The sequence below is a fragment of the Streptomyces sp. NPDC102360 genome, assembly GCF_044766085.1.
In the GTDB taxonomy this organism is placed as follows: domain Bacteria; phylum Actinomycetota; class Actinomycetes; order Streptomycetales; family Streptomycetaceae; genus Streptomyces.
In genome coordinates this window covers 1,042,614-1,061,243 of sequence record NZ_JBIWLG010000001.1, presented here as the reverse complement: position 1 = coordinate 1,061,243, position 18,630 = coordinate 1,042,614, and the positions used below count along the sequence as shown (strand labels likewise).

The window sequence follows — 18,630 nt, the reverse complement described above, 5'->3', positions numbered from 1 at the left end:
GCGATGCACGCAGGCCTGCGGTCCACACTGAACTGCGTGTCCCCTTCTCCCGCCTCCACCGTGCTGCTCGCCGAGGACGACCGGGCGATCCGGAACTCGCTCGCGCGCGCTCTGTCCCTGGAGGGCTACGCCGTCACAGCGGTCGCCGACGGCGTCGAGGCCTTGGCCGCCGCACATCGCGCCCGTCCCGACATCCTCGTGCTCGACGTGATGATGCCCGGCATCGACGGCCTCCAGGTCTGCCGCGTACTGCGCGCCGAGGGCGACCGCACACCGATCCTCATGCTCACCGCTCTCGTCGAGACCCCCGACCGGATCGCGGGACTCGACGCCGGTGCGGACGACTACGTCGCCAAGCCCTTCGACGTCGAAGAGGTATTCGCCCGCCTGCGCGCCCTCCTGCGCCGCACCGCGCCCGCCCCCGACGAACCGGCCGACCACCGGATCACCGCCGCCGACCTACGCATCGATCCGGCCGCGCGACGTGCCTGGCGCGGCAGCCGCGAACTCGAACTGACCCGTACCGAGTTCGACCTCCTGGAACTCCTCGCCCGCAACAGCGGCATCGTCCTCGACCACGCCACCATCTACGACCGCATCTGGGGCTACGACTTCGGCCCCGGCTCCAAGAACCTCGCCGTCTACGTCGGCTACCTGCGCCGCAAAGTCGACCAACCCGATGGCCCCGGCCCCTCCCTCATCCACACCGTCCGGGGCGTCGGGTACGTCCTGCGAGAGGACTGAGGTGCGCTCCAGCGCGAACGCCAGGCAGCCCCATTCCCACGAGGCGCCGCGGACCGGGGGCCACCACGACCAGTCCGGCCCCGGCGGCCTCGCACCAACCCCCAGGCGGCGGACCGCCAGCCTGCGCACCACCCTGGCTCTCGCGTTCACCGGGGTGGCGGTCGGCGTCACCGCCCTGGTCGGCTTCCTGTCCTACGACGCCGCGGCTCGCCTGGTCCGGGTCGACCAGGAAGCCGTCTTCGACGAGGTCGTCCACGACCTGCGCGTCCAGGTCCGCCAACAGCCGCTCACCCCCGACGACTTCAGCTCCGGCGACCCGGACCACGACGGCCCCCGCGACGACCTGACCCGCCCCGTCGGCACCGACGTCCAGATCCTCGGCCCCGGCGGCACGACGGCGGACAAGGGCAGCCCTCCGCTCCCCGTCGACACCCGCGCCCGCCAGGTCGCCGACGCCACAGTGGCCGGCACCAAAGCAGAGGACGACGACGTATACATCGACGGGGACGAGTACCGGATGGCAACCGTCGCACTCGGCGACGGCCGGGGCGCGGTGCAGGTCGCCCAGGAGTTCAGCGACACCGAGGACCTGCTGCGCCAGCTGCAGAAACGGACCGCGCTGCTCGCCACTGCCGTGATCGTGGCGGCGGGCCTGTGCGGCTGGTGGCTGGCGCGCCGCGTCACCTCCCGCCTGGTGCGCCTGGCCGAGACCGCCGAGGACGTCGCCACCACTGGACGCCTCGACGTCGACGTGCCCGTCGCCGGCGGCGACGAGGTCGCCAGCCTGGGCCGCTCTTTCGACCGCATGCTGGGCCGCCTCGCCCGGTCTCAAGACGACCAGCGCCGCCTGGTCCAGGACGCGGGCCACGAACTGCGTACGCCGCTCACCTCACTGCGCACGAACATCTCCCTGCTGCACCGCATCGACGAACTCCCGCCCGAGGCCCGCGAAGAGCTCGTCGCCGACCTCACCGGCGAATCCCGCGAACTCACCAACCTCGTCAACGAGCTGGTCGAACTCGCCGCCGGCAACCAGGACGACGAGCCCGTCGTCACGCTCGCGCTCGCCGACACCGCCGAGGACGTCGCCATCCTGGCCCGCCGCCGCACCGGCCGCACCATCACCGTCCGCGCCGAAGGCACAACGACGATGGCGGGCCGTCCCGCCCAGCTCCAGCGCGCCCTGTCCAACCTGGTCGACAACGCTGCCAAGTTCGACGCCGACGGCACCGCCCCCATCGAGATCGTCATCACCGGCGTCCCGGGCGGCACCGTCCGCGTGGAGGTCCTGGACCGCGGCCCGGGCCTCACCGAAACCGACACCAGCCGGATCTTCGACCGCTTCTACCGTGCCCCCGATGCCCGCAGCCTCCCCGGCTCCGGTCTGGGCCTGTCGATCGTCCGGGACGTCGCCGCCGCCCACGACGGCGCTCCCTTCGCGGCCGGCCGGGACGGCGGCGGAGCCGTCATCGGATTCACCGCCCGAGGAGCCCATCCCTCATCCGGCCCGCCGGAATGAACTCCGCCCGGCGGCAGCCGGAACCACCCAGCGGCACGACGCGATGGCGTGGGGCCCGCATCACAGATGGGGAGCTTCGACGAGGCTGTTCTCTCCCACTGGGAAGCCGGCATTCCCGTCCGGTCGGAGCGCGGGCGGGCGCGCGGCCGCGCCCCGACAGCACGCCGTCTTCCACGGACCCCCGCACGGTAGAGCCGTACGGACTCGGCCTGAACGCAGGCACCTGGTGCGTCGTCGCCACCGGGCTTGTGTCGCAGCCTCGCCAAGGTTGTGCCAGTGGTGCCACCGGTCAGCGACCTGGAAGGCCTGAGGGGCACTGCGGGTGGCACCTTCTGACGCGGCGGAGCGTTGTCAGTGGGGAATGGTGAGGCTGGCCGAGGCGCCGTGTCCGGTGTTCTCGGCGCGGGCCGTGCCACCGTGGGAGGCGGCGACCGCGGCGACGAAGGCAAGGCCGAGGCCGGAGCCGGGGCTGGTACGGCTGGTCTCGGCCCGTGCGAAACGTTCGAAGGCTCGGGGGAGGAAGTCGGCGGGGAAGCCGGGGCCCTCGTCGGTGACGGTGATCACCAGGGTGGCGTCGTGGGTGGTCGCGGTGATGTGGATGTCGCCGTGACTGTGGCGCAGCGCGTTGTCGACGAGATTGCTGATGGCCGGGCGGATCCATGCCGCGTCCACATCGACGGTGCCGGGCGCGGCATCGACGGTGAGGGTGCGCCGGTCGCGGGCGGCGGTGGCACGGTGCGGGTCGGCGGCGGAGGCGATCAGTTCGGGCAGGTCGGCGGAGGCGCGGGTGAGGTGGTCGGTGGCACCGAGCTGTTCGAGGTCGAGCAGGGCGTTGGTGAGGTCGATGAGGCGCTGGACCTCGGTGTCCACCGAGCGGAGAGTGTCGGTGAGTTCGCCTGCGGTGCGGGTGCGGTGCAGGGCGACGTCGAGTTCGGCGCGCAGCAGGGCCAGCGGGGTGCGCAGTTCGTGGCTGGCGTCGGCGAGGAAGCGGCGTTCGCGTTCGGCGGCGGTTTCGAGGCGGCCAAGCATCTGGTTCAGGGTGTGCCCGAGTCGGGTGAGCTCGTCGTCGCGGTCATCGGGGACGGGCAGGCGGGTGCCGGAGGTGTTGTCGGCCAGGGCCGCGGCGCCGCGCCGGTAGCGTTCCACCGGGTCCAGGGCGGCGCGGGCGGTGCGGTAGCCGACGTAAGAGGCGGCGATCAAGGTGAGGCCGGCGGCGACGGCGAGCTGGGCGGCCAGCTCACGCAGTGCCTCGTCACGGTGCCCGCGGCGCAGGGCCGCGACGGTGATCACGATGCGGTGGTCGGGCCGTTCGACGCGCTGGGCCCTGATCCTCAGGGTGTGCGGGTCGAGCGGGAACAGCTTGCCGATGTCGCGGTGGATGGTGGTGCCGTCGTCGTCGGCGGCGGCGACCTGGTCGGGGGTGAGGAGCTGCCTGGTGCGGACGAGGCTGCTGGCCTGGAGGATCCGTCCGTGAGTGTCCAGGACCTGGTAGGCGCTGCCGTCGGGACCGCCGAGCCGGTTTCCGGCGCGTACGTCGCTGCGCAGGTCGTGGTTGTAGGTGGCGAGGTCGGCGTCGAGCTGTTGGTCCAGGGCGTGTTCGACGCGGTCGTAGACCAGGGCGGCCGCGGCGCTGAGGACGAGGGACATGGTGACGGCGACCGAGACGACCAGGCGCGCCACGATGGGCAGACGGTGCCAGCGCAGGCGGCGCGTGGACCGTGTGGCCTCGTGCGCCGGTATCGCGGTGGTGGGCTCGCCCATGACTGCTGCGGCGGCTTTCGGCCATGTCACTGTCGGATCTCCAGGCGGTAGCCGGTGCCGCGCAGGGTGGTGATGGTGTCCCGGCCGAAGGGCTTGTCGATCTTCGAGCGGAGCTTGGATATGTGGACGTCGACGGAGTTGCTGTTCAGGTCGGCCTCGCCGTCCCACGCCTCCTCGAGGAGCCGGCTGCGGCTCACGACCCAGCCGGCGTTCTCCATGAGCATCTCCAGGACGGCGAACTCGCGCCGGGACAGGTCCAGTTCGACGCCGGCCCGCCAGGCGCGCCGTTCGTCCGGGTCGAGCAGCAGGTCACCGACTTCGAGCCGGCCGCCCTGCGGGGGCCGGCGGCGGGAGACGGCGCGCAGGCGGGCGCTGAGCTCCTCCATGGCGAAGGGTTTGACCAGGTAGTCGTCCGCGCCGGCGTCGAGTCCTGCGACCCGTTCGCTGATCGCGCCGCGGGCCGTCAGTAGCACGACGGGGACGTCGTTGGCCTCGCGGCGCAGGGTGCGGCACAGCTGGACGCCGTCCATACCGGGCAGCATCACGTCCAGGACGATCGCGTCCACGCGCGGATCACGGGCCGCTTCGAGCCCGCCGGGCCCATCATGGCGCGCCTGGGCGGTGTGTCCGGTTTCGCTCAGGTACTGGACGATCAGGTCGGCCAGCCGTACCTCGTCCTCGACGACCAAAAAGTGCACCTCGGAAGCGTAGCTCTCCACGCCTTCTCGCCGGTCTGACCCGGACGCTCCGGGAGTGCGGAAAGGCTTCATGGTCTGTTAATGCGTCCTGCCTAGCGTGCGTCACCTGACGGCAGCAGCCGACCCCGACCGCCATCGGCGGCGGCCACTGCCGGGAACGGAGACCACGCTCATGAACGAACCCACGCTGCTGCTCGCCGACAAGTCTCTGGCCTCGGCGCTCACGGTGGGCGACCTGACGGCGCGTGCCGGCCTTGACGTGCTGGTGCTGCTGGTGCTGGTCGGCTGGCTGTACCGGCGCCGCCGTCCGGTGCCGGAGATGCCGCTGGCGCTGGTCGCGTTGAATCTCGGCCTCTTCGCCGCGATGACCGCGATCAGCGCGGGCAAGTTCCCCTCCGGCGTCGGCTTCGGCCTGTTCGGCATCCTGTCCCTGGTCCGCCTGCGCAGCGCCGCCTTCACCGTCCGGGATGTCGCCTACGCGTTCATCGCCTTGGTCGTCGCACTCGCCAACGGGCTGCCGCAGCGCGAGACCTGGATGGTCATCGGTATCGATGTGCTGCTGCTCGTGGCGGTCCTGCTGGTCGATGACCCGTCTGCCCACCAGGCCACCCGCGTTACGAAGGTCACCCTCGACCGCGTCTACCGCGACGCCGACGACATCCGCGCCGACCTGACCGCACGTCTGGGCAGCGCGCCGCTCGCGATCGAGGTCGACGAGATCGACTACGTACGGGAGACCACCCACGTATCCGCCCGCTACGCCGCACCGGACGAGGCGCGCGTCGTGCTCCCCCGCCCGCGGGACGGCCAGGGGGCCGAGCGGTTGCCCGGCCCCGCCGTCGGCGAGGGGCAGTCACTGTGACCCTCACCTCAGACACGCCCGAGGCCCTCGGGACGGAGGTCCTCGCCCGGGCCCGATTCACCGAACTGCTGCTCCTGGACGAGCTGCGGCCCGCCTCGCTCACCGAGGTCGACGCCGCGGCCGCGCTCCAGCACCGGGTGGACCGCAAGTACCTGATCCCCGCCGCATCGGCGGCCCAACTGATACCCCGACTGGCCGCCACCCACCACGTCCTGGACATCCACGGGCGGCGCACCACCGCGTACCGCAGCACCTACTTCGACACCCCGCGGCTGGCCGCCTGGCGCGCCCACGCCCAGGGGCGGCGACGCCGGTGGAAGGTGCGCACCCGGCTCTACGCGGAGGACGGTCTGTGCCGGATGGAGGTCAAGACCAAGGACGGCCGCGGCGCCACCGTCAAGCACGCGCACCGCGTGCCGACGGAGGCCTACGGTCGTCTCGATCCCGGCACCGAGGCCGCCGCGTTCGTCGACCGGACGCTGTCCGGCCGCGGGATCGACGTCACGGGCGCCGACCTGACACCGTCCGCGGAGGTCTGCTACCTGCGCGCGGCCCTCGCCGATCTCGACGCGGGCAGCCGCGTCACCGTGGACGGCGTCCTGGCCTGCCACCGGGGAGGCCGCACGGCCACCCTCGATCCCGGCTACGTGCTGGTCGAGACGAAGGGCGCCGCCCGTCCCGCCCCGGCCGACCGGGCCCTGCTCGCCCTCGGCGCGCGGCCGGTCTCCATCAGCAAGTACCTCGTCGGACTCTCCCTGCTCGTGCCGGGGCTGCCCGACAACGACATCCGCCGGCTCGCCCGCACCCGCTTCCGCACGGGGCCGCGCACCGAGCCGACCCGCACCGCCCGCGCCGGAAGGAACACCCCTGCATGAACGTCACCCGCCGCACGAAGTGGCAGTACCCCGTCATCGCCGTGATCGCCGCAGGAGCCGCCGGCTTCGGCCTTGTCCACACCACGAGCACAGCCCCCGCGTCCTCCGCCGCGTCGGCGAAGAAGAAGCCCGGCGCGACCGACGCCATCAAGAGCGACCCGCCGCCCGAGCTGTTCACCGACGCACAGGTCGCCGACATCGCGAAGCAGCAGGCCGCCCAGAAGCACACCGTGGACGCCCTGTTCGCCAAGTGGAAAGCCACGCACGGCTCCACCCGCGACGACAAGGCCTTCACCACCTGGGCCGCCGCGCAGGTACCCACCCCGCCGTCCAAGGCGAAGCGCACCGCCGAACTGCACCAGGTGCAGCAACTGGCCAAGACCCGTACCGCCGCCGGCAAGAAGGCCGCGACGTGGCTGGAGACCCACGGCAAGAGCGACATCTGGAAGCTGTACGGACACGACCAGCGCGAACTGCTCCCCAAGGAGCAAGGGGCCGTGAACAAGGATGAGTTGAAGACCTCCCTCAAGCTCGCCAAGGCCGTCACCGAGAAGGTGGCCGCGCGCGACAGGCAGCCCGCCCCCTACGTCCTCGACCCGTCCCTGCGCCCCGAGAAGCACATCACGGCCGGACAGAAGGGCCCTTACTCCTACCCCTCACGGCACGCCGCCAAGGCGGCCACCGCCGTCACCCTGCTCAGCGGCTGGGCCCCGCACCGCGCCGCCGACTACACGGCGATGTCCGCCCAGATCGTCTACTCCCGCCTCTACATGGCCGGCCACGTGAGCAGCGACATCACCGCAGGCACCCTGGTCGGCGACCTCGTCGGCGACTACTACCAGAACGCCGCCGCACCCGCCGCAGGCAAGTAGCCCTCCGCGATGCTCGCCCTGGACACGACCCACTCGGGCGGGCGACACGGCCCGGGGCCCGCTTCCACTGGCGGCGATCGCACTCGCCTTCACCCTGGCCCAACTCCTCTTCGTGGCCCCGGGCCACACCTGGGCTGGGACGAGAGCGTGTACGTCAGCCAGGTCACGCCGCACATCCCGGCCGCCTACTTCAGCGCACCACGCGCGCGTGGCATTTCGGTGCTGATCGCACCGCTCACCTTCGTGACCTCCTCCCCGCTCCCCTTCCGGATCCATCTCGCCGTGCTGTCCGGTTCGGGGCTCTTCCTCGCGCTGCGGGTCTGGCGTCATCTGAGGCCGGCACCGGTGCTCGCACTGCCCGGCCGGCGGGGCCTGGCCGGACTGGGGACGGCCCTCGCGACGGGCGCCCTGATGCGGCCCTCCGACGCGGTGTGGCTGGCGCTGCCGTCGGTCGCCGCAGCCCTGTGCGTACGCAGGTGGCGGCGCCCCGCGCTGCTGCCCGTCCTGTGTGGCCTGTCGCTGGCCGTCCCCTACCTGCTGCTCATCGACTACGCGGCGCCGCGCTTCCTGCTCCCCGCCTACGCACTGCCGGCCATCCCGGTAGCGGACGCCCTCGCCTCCGTACCCCGGGCCCTGCCCCCTCGACAGCAGCCCGCTCGCCGCCCACGTCCGCCCGCACCACCAGGCGCCCCCATGCGCTCGCCACTGGAGCGCCCACCCGCTGCCCGGCCTGCACGTCCATCACGGCTACCGGGTCTACCTCTCGCCACCGGCCTCCAGAGGATGAACGCCCACGAACCGTGCCGGCGCGTCTGCCCTGGCCCGCCCAGGGCCGGATCCCAACCTGCACACCTGAAAATGTAACGCTTGATACATTCACCCGTGTGATGAATGATGAAGCCCGGACGCGCTGGTTGGTGCTCGTGATCAAGCTGGCCGCCGAGCCGTCGCGACACCGGGTGGCCGTCTGGCGGGAACTGCGCAAGGTCGGAGCGCTCTCACTGGGGCAGGGGGTCTGGGCGGTGCCGGACGTGCCGGCCTTCGCCGGCGGCGTACGGCGTGCCCTCGAACTGTCCGGGCGGGCCGAGGGCGAGGCCGTGGTCCTGGAGGCCGCCGGACGCAGCCCGGACGACGCGGCCCGCTTCGCGGCGATGTTCAGTGCGGCCCGGCAGGCCGACTGGGCGGAGTTCCTCTCCGACTGCGACAAGTACGAGGCGGAGCTGGCCAAGGAAATCCGCATCGCCAAGTTCACCCTGGCCGAACTGGAAGAGGAGGAACAGAGCCTGGAACGGCTGCGGCGCTGGCACCGCGACCTGACCGCACGCGACGTGTTCGGCGCGCCCGGGGCGGGTGAGGCCGGTGAGCGCCTCAAGCAGTGCACGGCCGCCTGCGAGGACTACGCGGAACGCGTCTTCCACGCCCTGCACCAGAGCCCGGAGGGCGAGCGATGACCGAGGCCCAGCAGGCCACTGCACCGCAGCGGCAGATGTGGCCGCTGTACGCGGCCGCGTTCACCACCGCCTTCGGCGCCCACGGCATCGCCGCCAACCTGGGCGGCTTCTCCGACGACGCGGTCACCTCGATGCTCGTCCTTGGCGGCCTGCTCGCCCTGTACGACGGGGCGGAGGTGCTCCTCAAGCCGGTCTTCGGGACCCTTGCCGACCGCATCGGTGCCCGCCCCGTCCTGCTCGGGGGCCTTGCCGCCTTCGCCGCCGCCTCCTGCGTGTACGCGGTGGCGGACAGCCCCGGCTGGCTGTGGGCCGCCCGCCTCGGTCAGGGCGCCGCCGCCTCCGCCTTCTCACCCTCGGCCTCCGCCCTGGTCGCCCGGCTCAACCCGGCGGCCAAACACGGCCGGGCCTTTGGCAGTTACGGCTTCTACAAGTCCATCGGCTACACCCTCGGCCCGCTCCTGGGCGGCGTACTCGTCTGGGCCGGCGGGCTGCGGCTGCTGTTCACCGTCATGGCGCTGCTCGCCGCGGCCGTCGCCGTCTGGGCAGCCCTCGCCGTCCCGCACGTACCACCGCTGCCGCGCGCCCGGCAGACCGTCGCCGACCTGGCCAGGCGACTGACCGACCCTGCCTTCCTCAAGCCGACCGCCGCCCTCGCCGGCGCCACCGCCGCGCTCTCCGTCGGCGTCGGCTTCCTGCCCGTCTCCGGCGCTGCCGCCGGCCTGGGCACCGTCGCCACCGGCGCCGCCGTGTCCGTCCTGGCCGCGAGCGCCGCGATCGTGCAACCGAAGGCAGGACGCGCCCTGGACGCGGGTCGCATCAGCGCGGGCACCGGCATCGCGACCGGCCTGGCGATCACGGCGATGGGCCTTGCCTGCGCGATGCTGCCGGGCCTGCCCGGCGTACTGCTCGCCGCGGCCCTCATCGGCGTCGGCACCGGCCTGATCACCCCCCTCGGCTTCGCCTCCCTGGCAGCCTCTACGCCGCCCGAGCGGCTCGGCCAGACCATGGGATCGGCCGAACTCGGACGCGAACTCGGCGACGCGGGCGGCCCGCTGCTCGTCGCCGCAGTGGCCACGCTCGCCACCCTCACCTACGGATACGCCGCCCTCGCGATGATCCTGGCCGTGGGACCGACGATCGCGCTCATCGCACGCCGACAGACAACTCCACATTCACAAGGCCCACCGACGTAACCCGGGCTCCAGGCCGACAACGAAACGGGACATTCCGAATGCGGACCTACATGCGCGCATGACAAACGTCCGCTGCCGGGGCCGGTCTCCCGCCAGCGGACAGCCTGGGTGCCGAGCACTCCGGACGAAGCCCGGAGTATGCCCGCCCTCCCTCATGGAGTCGGCCACCCACTGGGAGATCGCCTTCCAGGTGAACAGAGCCGTCGGGGCGTGGTCCCGGTGATCGGAGAAGTGCGGCTGGTCATTGTTCTGCGGATAGGCCGCGTCGTACACCTGGTAGTCGGGATCGGGGTCCATGGTGTGGATGACGCTGGGGCGACAGGAGGCCATGAGCCCCGCGAGGACGTCGACCAGGGCCTGGTGGTCGTAGATGGACGCCCGCGGGACCACGGAATCGGTGGCGACCACGGTGCGCATCGTGACGCCAGGGGACTGCCGTCTTGCGGTCAGGCCGTCGCAGGCGCGCCGAGCATCGCGGAAGCCTCTTGCAACGGGGTGAGTACGCGTGTGGGCGCGGCGGCCTGGGGAAGGCCGTGGCAGGTGAACCCGAGCCGGGTCATGGCCCGCAGGACTTCACCGGCGCTGAAGTCTCGGCGGTCCTGACGTGTGACGACCTGGCCCACCTGCTTGATGGGGTAGGTACGGCGGCCGATGATCACGGACTCGCCGGAAACCTGCTCGGGCTTGATGCCCTTCATCGATTCCAGGACGCCGCTCTTGGTGAGATCGAACGGGAAGCGGGCGATGACACAGCGCATGATGCCTCACAGGGAGAGGGCTGAAGGGGGAATGGTTCTGTCGCGGAGGAGGCGGTTCAGCGGGCAAGGGCGAGGACGCCCGGAGCGCTGTCTTGTTCGTCGGCGACAGGCAGGACATCGAGCCGGCTGTGGCGGATCGCATGCTGGGCTTCGGCCAGGGTGGTCGTGGGAGGGGTGAGGGGCCCTGGGTCACCGAGGATGTCGCGCAGCTGGATCCGGTCGGTGTACGCGGAGTTGTCACGGGCCGCGGTGAGCTGGGCCCGGGTGAGGATCCCGGTGCACAGGCCGTCGTTGTCGCAGACGAGGAGGTGCCCGGTGCGGGCACTGGCCACGAGGGACAGGGCGACTTCGACGGTCATGTCGTCGGGGACCTGCGGTGCGTCGGTGTTCACGGCGTCGGCCGCCGTCTCGCGCACGGGGGTGGCACGCGTCGTGCGGGGCTGCATCTGAACCAGCGTCAAAAGGTGCCTCCTGCAGTGGTGGGTCAGTTTCCTGATCACGAAGTTTCTAGGCCGCCGCGTCGAAAGAGGTCCGGCGCGCTGCCGTGCGCCGGGCAGCCGAAGCGGAGCTGCGTCGGCCACGCGAGGACGAACTGCCCTTACGCCGCTCGGCCACCGGCGCGGTGATCGTCACGGGGATGCCGGAGGGGGCCTGGGCGCCGGTGATCCGGCTGAGCGCCTCTTCGCCGGAGCGGACCTGGGTGGTCTGGGGCACGATGCCGGCAGCTGTCATGAGGCGGGTCATGTCCCGGCGCTGGTTGGGGGTGACGAGGGTGACGACGCTGCCGGACTCACCGGCGCGAGCGGTGCGGCCGCCGCGGTGCAGGTAGTCCTTGTGGTCGGTCGGCGGGTCGACGTTGACGACGAGGTCGAGGTCGTCGACGTGGATGCCACGGGCGGCGACGTTCGTGGCCACGAGCACGGTGACGTGCCCGGTCTTGAACTGGGTCAAGGTCCGGGTGCGCTGCGGCTGCGACTTCCCGCCGTGCAGCGCGGCGGCCCGCACCCCGCTGTTGAGCAGGTCCTGGGTGAGCCGGTCGACGGCGTGCTTGGTGTCCAGGAACATGATCACGCGGCCCTCGCGCGCGGCGATCTCGGTGGTCGTGCGGTGCTTGTCGGCGCCGTGGACCTGCAGCACGTGATGTTCCATCGTGGTGACCGCGCCTGCGGACGGGTCGACGGAGTGCACGACCGGGTCGGTGAGGTAGCCGCGGACCAGGCGGTCGACGTTGCGGTCGAGGGTGGCGGAGAACAGCATCCGCTGGCCCTCGGGGCGTACCTGGTCGAGGAGCGCGGTGACCTGGGGCATGAAGCCCATGTCGGCCATCTGGTCGGCCTCGTCCAGGACGGTGATCGCGACCTGGTTCAGCCGGCAGTCACCGCGGTCGATGAGGTCCTTGAGCCGGCCGGGCGTCGCGACGACGAGCTCGGCTCCGCCGCGCAGCGCGCCGGCCTGCCTGCCGATCGACATGCCGCCCACGACCGTGGCCAGGCGCAGCCTCACCGAGCGGGCGTACGGGGTGAGCGCGTCGGTCACCTGCTGGGCCAGCTCGCGCGTCGGTACGAGGATCAGAGCCAGCGGCTGGCGGGGCTCGGCGCGCTGTCCGGCGGTGCGGGCGAGCAGCGCGAGGCCGAAGGCGAGGGTCTTGCCGGAGCCGGTCCGCCCGCGGCCCAGGACGTCGCGGCCCGCGAGGGTGTTGGGCAGGGTCGCGCCCTGGATCGGGAACGGGACACTCACCCCTTGCGCGGTCAGCGCGGCCAGCAACGGCTCGGGCATGTCGAGATCGGCGAACGACTCGACCGCGGGCAGCGCGGGAGTGATCGTCTTCGGCGGGGCGAACTCGCCCTGGACCGCTGCGGGTCGCCGCCCCTGGCCGCCCGAGCGCCTCGGGCTCCCTGACCGGGCCTGAGCGGGCGAGCCGGACCGGCCGCCACGCCTCGAACCGGCACCGAAACCGACGGCAGAGCTGTCGGTCCGGCGGGTGCGGGAGGAGCGGCCGTTCGTACGTGTGGGGTTCATTCAGAACCTTCCTTGATACGGCACGCATCAAGGAATTTCCGCAGCGAAAAACCGCACAGGGAATCACAAGAACGAACCGAATGGAATGAAAAAAAGGGAATACAGAATGCGGAATGCGGCGAATTCAATGCGGGGCGCAAGGCACAAAAGAGGCGATGTCACGTGGACGTTAGATCACCGGCTGCCGACCGGCACCCGAGGAGTGCGTACCCCGGCCGCGAAGTTCGCGTCAGCCTCAGGCGGGAACGATGTTCTCGGCCGTGAGGCCTTTCCGGGTCGGCTCGACGTCGAAGGTGACCTTCTGACCTTCGAGCAACCCACGGAAGCCCTGGGCGGCAATGTTCGAGAAGTGGGCGAACACGTCGTCTCCCCCATCGTCCTGCTCGATGAAGCCGAAACCCTTGGCCGCGTTGAACCACTTCACGGTGCCTGACGCCACGTCACATCTCCTTTGGGGCAGTACGCCGGGACCCGCGGTGCGCGGATACCGGGTCGCCGCGATGAAGCCCCGTCCGGAAAAGACCGGCACTACAAAAAAGCTTCCAACGGCCAGGAAATTCCGGCGAAGGAGCTTGATGGTTTTGGGTACCACAACTGCAACCGGGATCGACGGTAGCACGAGGTAACTGTCCGCGTACAACAAATAACCCCGCTCCACCGGCCGCCGGAAAAACGCTCCCCGCGCTGCGCGTTAAACCCTCATCGCGCGGTCATAGATATTGCCCCACCCGGAGCACAGCGTTTCAGGAATGCGCCGCGACCGGTATTCCTGCGGACCGGCACAGCGGAACGCCCACGCCGTGGACGTGGGCGAAGGTGGCCTTCCGGCCCATGGCAGCCGGCACGGACGGTACGCGCCCGCGCTCTCGACCTGCCGGTGCCGGTTCCGGTACTGGTGCCGGTAACCGGCAGGCGCACTGCCTCAAGCCACGGGCGGTTCCGCCGCTTCGGCAGCCCTGCGATATTCGGCGTTGATGCGCTGGGCGTCTTCGAGCTGGTCTTCAAGGATGACGATGCGGCAGGCGGCGTCGATGGGAGTGCCCTGGTCGACGAGCTCTCGAGCGCGGGCGGCGATGCGTAGCTGGTAACGGGAGTAACGACGATGTCCGCCCTCGGAGCGGAGCGGGGTGATCAGGCGGGCTTCGCCGATAGCGCGGAGGAAGCCCTGGGTGGCGCCGATCATCGCGGCGGCCCGGCCCATCGTGTACGCGGGATAGTCGTCATCATCGAAACGGTCGTACGGGTCGTCTGCTGTCATTGCACCTCTCTGTGGAACGCGTGGAGGGGCCCTGGTGCCATATGGCACCAGGGCCCCGAAGGAACTGCTACACCATCTGCCGACCCTAGTACTGCGTCGGCCTTCTGTTTCCGCCGACCCGACCTGGAAGCTGTCGGGTACGCGGGGATCGCGGTTGCTTGACCGGAGACCACCTCACTATCGATGTCCTGCGGTACCCAGGCTCCGGACTCCGTCCTGGGCGATCCTGATGATGCTCGGCTCCTCCGTTCTTTCCCTCTGATTTTACTGAGCGGGTACTGCGTACTGCTGATACTGCGAACTACTGGTGGCCTCGAACAGCGCCACTCTTCGGCAGCCAGCCCCGTCGCCCGTCCTGCGTCTGCCCTGGCTTGGAACCCCACTGCCGAACCTCCCGGTACGCGCGCCCGCAGCCGACGCCTTTACCGAGGAACCACTGACAACTGCACTGCTGGTACTGCGAACTGCACTTGCCGTACTGCTGACGGCGGCCCCTGATCACTGCGGGCCACCCGGTCCGGTCGTCAGCCCCGTCACCATCCTGCAAAAACCTGGCTTCGGAACTCCACCACCGCACCGTCCTGCAACTGCACTTGCGGGTATCGCTGCCCGGCAGTTCATCTCTGCCGGGCCCTTCTTGATCTCGGCTACGAGAGAAACCATACCCAGCCCGCCACCCAATGTCTACTCCAGCCGACACAGATTTTCGTTCACCAGGAAGACAGATGGTCGACCTCGTCCCCTACTGGCGCTCCCCATGCGCGCTCCCCGGCCCGACCACGAATCAAGCGGCGAGCGAACCTCAAGCGCCGGCCCAGGGATGGCGCGCAGGCCCTCGCCGCGTCGGCCGGCACCACGGCCTGCCCGCTGATGGCGTGCGACCGCGCCGGGACTTCACGCGTCCATGCCGGGGGCTGTACCGCGTGCGGCAGTCGGGCGCTTCCTTACCTGCCGCCGGCACCGTAACGATGTCCGCTCTGTCGAGCCGCATGTGACGAACCCCGCCGGGCATCAGCCGTCTCGCCTGCCCGGTCGTGGGTCCTCGAGCCGGCCCAAAATCTTGACGGGCGGCATGGTCATTGCCGCATATACAGGGCCACTTGTGGGCGCGGGGAGTAGCGTCGAGACGTATCCGGTCGGTGTCGTGAGCTTCCCGGTCGTGATCGGGAAAGGGTGCCTCCGGGTAGGGGACGGCCGCCGCCGATTCGGGTGACGACGGCCGTCGGTCGCGCAAGGAGGGATGCTCCCCCTCACCTCCTTGCGCGGGTCTCCCCTCGGGGGCGGAGTCTGCGGAGCACTCCGCCGAACTCGTCCGGGAGGACGGCCGCTGGAGCCGTGTCGGCGCTACCGGCTCCAGCAGGTCTGTGCACTGCTGAACTCGGGGCCAGGGAGTTCGACCGAGCGACGGGCGGGGCACGGGTCAGGACTCGGCTCGCAGCGTCCCGTCATCTCGAATGACCAGCGTAGACCGGTGACCTGATGTTGGGAACAGGCCCTGGCCTGGCCCTTGTTGATGAATCAGGCTCCGAGGGCCGCGAACTCATGCGTGGAAACGCGGGCTTCGCGCCGACTGTCGGCCACGGCGGGTCCCGCACCCGCGGCAAGAACTCCGGCAACCAGAGCGAGGACGGCGGACGTAGTGCCCATACGCATGAGGGCTTCCCTTCTCGTGGAGGTGCTGACAACTCCACCCTTCGGTCCGCACATCCGGGGTCGGCGAAAAGCCGGCGATGAGAACGTCTGCGAGTCCAACTGAGAGCTTCGGCACTGCACAGCGGGTGCTCGACGGAGAACAGGAGCCTGCCGCCGGGGCGAAGTGGTGTGGCTGCGGGCGTGGTCGATCATCCTGACCGAGTCGTCGATCCCGGTCGCCTGTACAGCGCCGTGCTCGATGGCGTGGCTCAGGAAGTCGCCGAAGCCGCAGCCGATGGCGAAGTGGCCGCGCTCGGAAGTGTCGGAGTGGTGCGTCCGCTCGTACTGGGTGAAGAAGAGTTCCTTGTCGTAGACGCCGTCGCTCATGGACGAGTCCTCTGCAACGGGGACGGTCCTGGGTGGTGTCTAGGAGTCGGATGGGGACGGCTGTTGGGTACGCCCCACCAGCAGGGAGCTGGCGACGATCAGGGCTGCGGCCGCGATGGGGCGGGCACCGAGCGGGTCGTGCAAGTAGAGCGCGGTGAGCAGAAAGGCGAACAAGACCGTGGCGTAGTTGGAAAAGCTCAGGGCCAGCGGCGAGAGGACGCGTGACAGGCGCATCATGGCGGCCACGGCCAGGACGTTGAAGACCATGCCTGCCGCGAACAGGACCAGGTCCGAGGCCCGGGCGGCCGGCGGGAGGCGGAAGCCGCGGTTGAGGATCGCGAAGAGGGCCAGGCGGAACAGGTTGGTGGCCAGCAGAAGTTGGAGGTAGCCGGATCCGAGCCGCGCTGCTTTGCGGATGAGGAACCCGCTGATGGCGTAGGAGAGCGGCACCACCAGCATGATCAGGTACCAGAGGGTCTGGGCGCCGCGGGTGGGATCGGAGATCTGCGGGACGATCAGGATGCTGACCCCTCCGAAGCCGACGAGCAGTACGGCAAAGCCGGTGGCTACGGGGCCTGTCGAGCCGCTCTGCACGGCCCTCTTCACCTGCCTCAACACCACGTACCTTCGCCCTGCCTCACGGGATACCAGAAGATCACATTCGCGGCCGCGCGCTGCGTACTACGCCTCCGGTGCGTGCCGCAGCGCCACCCCGGCGTCGTGCGATCAAGCACACCACCCCCGAGCCGCGATACGCCTTTGGATCCGCGCCTGAGCCACCACAGGCCGCTCCAGCGATGAGCGCCAACTCGACGTCACGGACTCTTGACCTCACCCAAGCTTGAGGTCAGACGATCTCCTGGAGTGGTCCGCAAGAAGCAGAGCTCGGGGATGAAGGGCAGGCCAATGGAGACGGTGACCGAATGGATCAAGAAGAACTCCCATGCGCTCGTGAACAGGAAGCCTGACGAGCCACTGGACGATCTGCGGCCGCTGGCCCCACTGGTGCGGGACGCCAGGATCGTGGCGCTTGGAGCAGCTGCCCGACAGACACGCGAATTGTCGGACGTGGCGCATCGCATCGTGCGGCTGCTGGTGGAAGAAGAGGGGTTCCGCTCCCTTGCTTTGGAGGGCGACGACCCTGGTCGCCTCGGCCTGGACGCCTATGTCGCCACCGGCGATGGAGACCCTCGTGCATTGCTGGGAAGCGCACGGCCGTTCTGGCAGACCGCCGAGATCCTCGATCTCGTCCACTGGATGCGGTCCTACAACAAGCGTCACCCAGGCGACCCGGTACGTTTCGCCCAGCTCCCTGCTGAACCGGCGCGGCATACCGCACGGCTCGAAGGTCTGGCCGAACTGGAACGCACGCTGGCCGACGGTGTGAGCTGGTGGCAGCAGCTCACCGGCGACAAGGTCGTCTACTGGGGCGGTATGGCGCACACCGCCGTGGGCGCCCCTCGTACCGTGTCCCCCTCTGAGCCCCTGGAGTCGCACCAGAATATGGGCGGATACCTGCGGGAACGACTGGGACCGGACTACCGGTCCGTGGGCCTGACCATGGCGCATGGTTCGATCGGCCGGCCACTGCCCGCTCCACGCCCGGACTTCGTCGACAGCCTGCTGCATGCGGCCGCCGAGAACAGGGCGGGATACGTCCTGGATCTGATCACACCGCAACCTGAGCCGATCCGCCGCCTCCTGGACGCCCCGACGCGCACGCGATTGATCGGCCCGTCCTACGACCCCCGGGATGACGCGGCCTTCCACATGTCGGGCGGGTCACTCGCGAGCTGGTTCGACGTCGTCGTCCACACGCAAGAGGTGACACCGTCCCGGCCCTTGCCTTGAAGGCTGCGCGGCGGAGCACTCCACAGACGTCGGTGCGGCTCAACACGGACGACGTTCCGCTCAACACGGCTGCCCTTCGGCGCGCGCTTCCGCGGTTCGGCCCTCTTCCAGGAGTGGCGTGCGGCGGTCGGCGAGTTCTTCACCGCCCCGCGCCTCGTCACCCACTTCGCGGACACCGTGCCGGGCTGCGAGGACGTCGGCGCATGACCATCAACGGCCGTACTCCTCCGGACGGAGTGCGGCCGGGCCTCGGCGTCGTCACTCGTCTGAATCAGGCGGCCGGCTCGGCCGCCCCGCCGATGGAGCGAAGAGCGTCGAACGCGGCTTCCATGCGGTCGATCTCGTTGATCTGCTTGAAAAAGGCCCGCCCGACGGACAGGACCGTTGGTGTTCACAAGACGATCAGCGTCCCAGCGGTGTCGGAAAGAAGACCGAGCGGCCATCGGTGCCCTGGGTCCAGCTGACGCCTGGGGTGCCACCAGGCGGCCTGGGTGAGGACCGGCATACGGGTCGGCAACTCGACACGGCGCAGCGGCACATCCGGTGCGGCATACAGGTCGCGCTCGTGGACGAGAGCCAGCAGGTCGCTGCCTACCGCACGCGCTGCACGTCGGCGAGGGACGGCGTCCGTTTGCTGCGGGCCGTGTTCGGTGACAGCACCCCGCCGCGGCTGCGAACGCTGCCGCAGGTCGAGGTCCTGCGGCAGGTGTGGCTGCAGCAGTACTGGTAAGACTCTGAAGGCCGGCTGCG

Annotated in this window: 20 protein-coding genes; 10 read left to right on the top strand and 10 right to left on the bottom strand. The window is 70.3% G+C overall.

What is annotated here, in order from left to right; genetic code table 11:
- Positions 1–36 precede the first annotated feature (36 nt).
- Positions 37–744, top strand: coding sequence for a response regulator transcription factor (locus tag ACIRHA_RS04790; protein ID WP_403839836.1), 708 nt, complete (start codon positions 37–39; stop codon positions 742–744).
- Between the two features lie 121 nt (positions 745–865).
- Positions 866–2,263, top strand: coding sequence for an ATP-binding protein (locus ACIRHA_RS04785; protein WP_403842101.1), 1,398 nt, complete (start codon positions 866–868; stop codon positions 2,261–2,263).
- A 351-nt stretch (positions 2,264–2,614) separates the two neighbouring features.
- On the opposite strand, the gene ACIRHA_RS04780 is transcribed toward ACIRHA_RS04785, so the two are convergent.
- Together ACIRHA_RS04780 and ACIRHA_RS04775 are read right to left on the bottom strand one after the other, a co-directional pair.
- A complete protein-coding gene (locus ACIRHA_RS04780) occupies positions 2,615–4,054 on the bottom strand; it encodes an ATP-binding protein (protein ID WP_403839834.1) in 1,440 nt (479 codons plus the stop codon).
- The gene (locus tag ACIRHA_RS04775; protein ID WP_403839832.1) at positions 4,051–4,743 is read right to left on the bottom strand and encodes a response regulator transcription factor; all 693 of its coding nucleotides are present in this window, start codon (positions 4,741–4,743) and stop codon (positions 4,051–4,053) included. The genes ACIRHA_RS04780 and ACIRHA_RS04775 overlap by 4 nt, the downstream gene beginning before the upstream one ends.
- A gap of 151 nt (positions 4,744–4,894) precedes the next feature.
- On the opposite strand from ACIRHA_RS04775, the gene ACIRHA_RS04770 reads away from it, so the two are divergent.
- The 6 genes from ACIRHA_RS04770 to ACIRHA_RS04745 all read left to right on the top strand — a co-directional run bounded on the left by ACIRHA_RS04770 (position 4,895) and on the right by ACIRHA_RS04745 (position 9,975).
- Positions 4,895–5,584: a DUF4956 domain-containing protein gene (locus ACIRHA_RS04770; RefSeq protein ID WP_403839830.1), complete on the top strand. Its 690-nt coding sequence runs from the start codon at positions 4,895–4,897 to the stop codon at positions 5,582–5,584.
- Positions 5,581–6,459, top strand: coding sequence for a VTC domain-containing protein (locus ACIRHA_RS04765; RefSeq protein WP_403839828.1), 879 nt, complete (start codon positions 5,581–5,583; stop codon positions 6,457–6,459). Before ACIRHA_RS04770 ends, ACIRHA_RS04765 begins: the two co-directional genes overlap by 4 nt.
- The gene (locus ACIRHA_RS04760) at positions 6,456–7,331 is read left to right on the top strand and encodes a phosphatase PAP2 family protein (protein WP_403839826.1); all 876 of its coding nucleotides are present in this window, start codon (positions 6,456–6,458) and stop codon (positions 7,329–7,331) included. The genes ACIRHA_RS04765 and ACIRHA_RS04760 overlap by 4 nt, the downstream gene beginning before the upstream one ends.
- A gap of 147 nt (positions 7,332–7,478) precedes the next feature.
- Positions 7,479–8,195, top strand: coding sequence for a hypothetical protein (locus ACIRHA_RS04755; protein ID WP_403839824.1), 717 nt, complete (start codon positions 7,479–7,481; stop codon positions 8,193–8,195).
- Positions 8,196–8,218: 23 nt separating this feature from the next.
- On the top strand, positions 8,219–8,782 hold the full coding sequence (locus tag ACIRHA_RS04750; protein WP_403842099.1) for a Chromate resistance protein ChrB: 564 nt from the start codon (positions 8,219–8,221) through the stop codon (positions 8,780–8,782).
- 35 nt (positions 8,783–8,817) lie between these two features.
- Positions 8,818–9,975, top strand: coding sequence for an MFS transporter (locus tag ACIRHA_RS04745; protein WP_403842097.1), 1,158 nt, complete (start codon positions 8,818–8,820; stop codon positions 9,973–9,975).
- On the opposite strand, the gene ACIRHA_RS04740 is transcribed toward ACIRHA_RS04745, so the two are convergent.
- From ACIRHA_RS04740 to ACIRHA_RS04705, 8 genes are all read right to left on the bottom strand, one after another.
- On the bottom strand, positions 9,955–10,383 hold the full coding sequence (locus tag ACIRHA_RS04740) for a hypothetical protein (protein WP_403839822.1): 429 nt from the start codon (positions 10,381–10,383) through the stop codon (positions 9,955–9,957). The two genes, ACIRHA_RS04745 and ACIRHA_RS04740, sit on opposite strands and share 21 nt — an antisense overlap.
- A gap of 38 nt (positions 10,384–10,421) precedes the next feature.
- Positions 10,422–10,733, bottom strand: coding sequence for an SCO5918 family protein (locus ACIRHA_RS04735; RefSeq protein WP_403839820.1), 312 nt, complete (start codon positions 10,731–10,733; stop codon positions 10,422–10,424).
- A gap of 56 nt (positions 10,734–10,789) precedes the next feature.
- On the bottom strand, positions 10,790–11,194 hold the full coding sequence (locus ACIRHA_RS04730; protein ID WP_403839818.1) for a CBS domain-containing protein: 405 nt from the start codon (positions 11,192–11,194) through the stop codon (positions 10,790–10,792).
- A 46-nt stretch (positions 11,195–11,240) separates the two neighbouring features.
- Positions 11,241–12,752, bottom strand: coding sequence for a DEAD/DEAH box helicase (locus tag ACIRHA_RS04725; protein WP_403839816.1), 1,512 nt, complete (start codon positions 12,750–12,752; stop codon positions 11,241–11,243).
- Between the two features lie 235 nt (positions 12,753–12,987).
- Complete coding sequence (locus tag ACIRHA_RS04720) at positions 12,988–13,191, bottom strand: cold-shock protein (protein ID WP_403839814.1); 204 nt, start codon at positions 13,189–13,191, stop codon at positions 12,988–12,990.
- 483 nt (positions 13,192–13,674) lie between these two features.
- The gene (locus ACIRHA_RS04715; protein ID WP_403839812.1) at positions 13,675–14,010 is read right to left on the bottom strand and encodes a MerR family transcriptional regulator; all 336 of its coding nucleotides are present in this window, start codon (positions 14,008–14,010) and stop codon (positions 13,675–13,677) included.
- A 1,518-nt stretch (positions 14,011–15,528) separates the two neighbouring features.
- On the bottom strand, positions 15,529–16,029 hold the full coding sequence (locus ACIRHA_RS04710; protein ID WP_403839810.1) for a hypothetical protein: 501 nt from the start codon (positions 16,027–16,029) through the stop codon (positions 15,529–15,531).
- A 39-nt stretch (positions 16,030–16,068) separates the two neighbouring features.
- Entirely contained in the window at positions 16,069–16,644 is a 576-nt protein-coding gene (locus tag ACIRHA_RS04705) for a hypothetical protein (RefSeq protein WP_403839808.1), read from the bottom strand.
- Between the two features lie 249 nt (positions 16,645–16,893).
- Between ACIRHA_RS04705 and ACIRHA_RS04700 the strand changes: the two genes are divergently transcribed.
- Both ACIRHA_RS04700 and ACIRHA_RS04695 read left to right on the top strand, forming a co-directional pair.
- Positions 16,894–17,880: an erythromycin esterase family protein gene (locus tag ACIRHA_RS04700; protein WP_403839806.1), complete on the top strand. Its 987-nt coding sequence runs from the start codon at positions 16,894–16,896 to the stop codon at positions 17,878–17,880.
- A gap of 565 nt (positions 17,881–18,445) precedes the next feature.
- Entirely contained in the window at positions 18,446–18,610 is a 165-nt protein-coding gene (locus tag ACIRHA_RS04695; protein WP_403839804.1) for a hypothetical protein, read from the top strand.
- The last annotated feature ends 20 nt before the right edge of the window (positions 18,611–18,630 follow it).

What these genes read in the sequence shown, in the direction of transcription:
- ACIRHA_RS04710 (WP_403839810.1), bottom strand. Translation starts at nt 16,029, where the DNA reads ATGAGCGACGGCGTCTACGACAAGGAACTCTTCTTCACCCAGTACGAG.
- ACIRHA_RS04725 (WP_403839816.1), bottom strand. Translation starts at nt 12,752, where the DNA reads ATGAACCCCACACGTACGAACGGCCGCTCCTCCCGCACCCGCCGGACC.
- ACIRHA_RS04770 (WP_403839830.1), top strand. Translation starts at nt 4,895, where the DNA reads ATGAACGAACCCACGCTGCTGCTCGCCGACAAGTCTCTGGCCTCGGCG.
- ACIRHA_RS04745 (WP_403842097.1), top strand. Translation starts at nt 8,818, where the DNA reads ATGTGGCCGCTGTACGCGGCCGCGTTCACCACCGCCTTCGGCGCCCAC.
- ACIRHA_RS04760 (WP_403839826.1), top strand. Translation starts at nt 6,456, where the DNA reads ATGAACGTCACCCGCCGCACGAAGTGGCAGTACCCCGTCATCGCCGTG.
- ACIRHA_RS04750 (WP_403842099.1), top strand. Translation starts at nt 8,219, where the DNA reads ATGAATGATGAAGCCCGGACGCGCTGGTTGGTGCTCGTGATCAAGCTG.
- ACIRHA_RS04715 (WP_403839812.1), bottom strand. Translation starts at nt 14,010, where the DNA reads ATGACAGCAGACGACCCGTACGACCGTTTCGATGATGACGACTATCCC.
- ACIRHA_RS04735 (WP_403839820.1), bottom strand. Translation starts at nt 10,733, where the DNA reads ATGCGCTGTGTCATCGCCCGCTTCCCGTTCGATCTCACCAAGAGCGGC.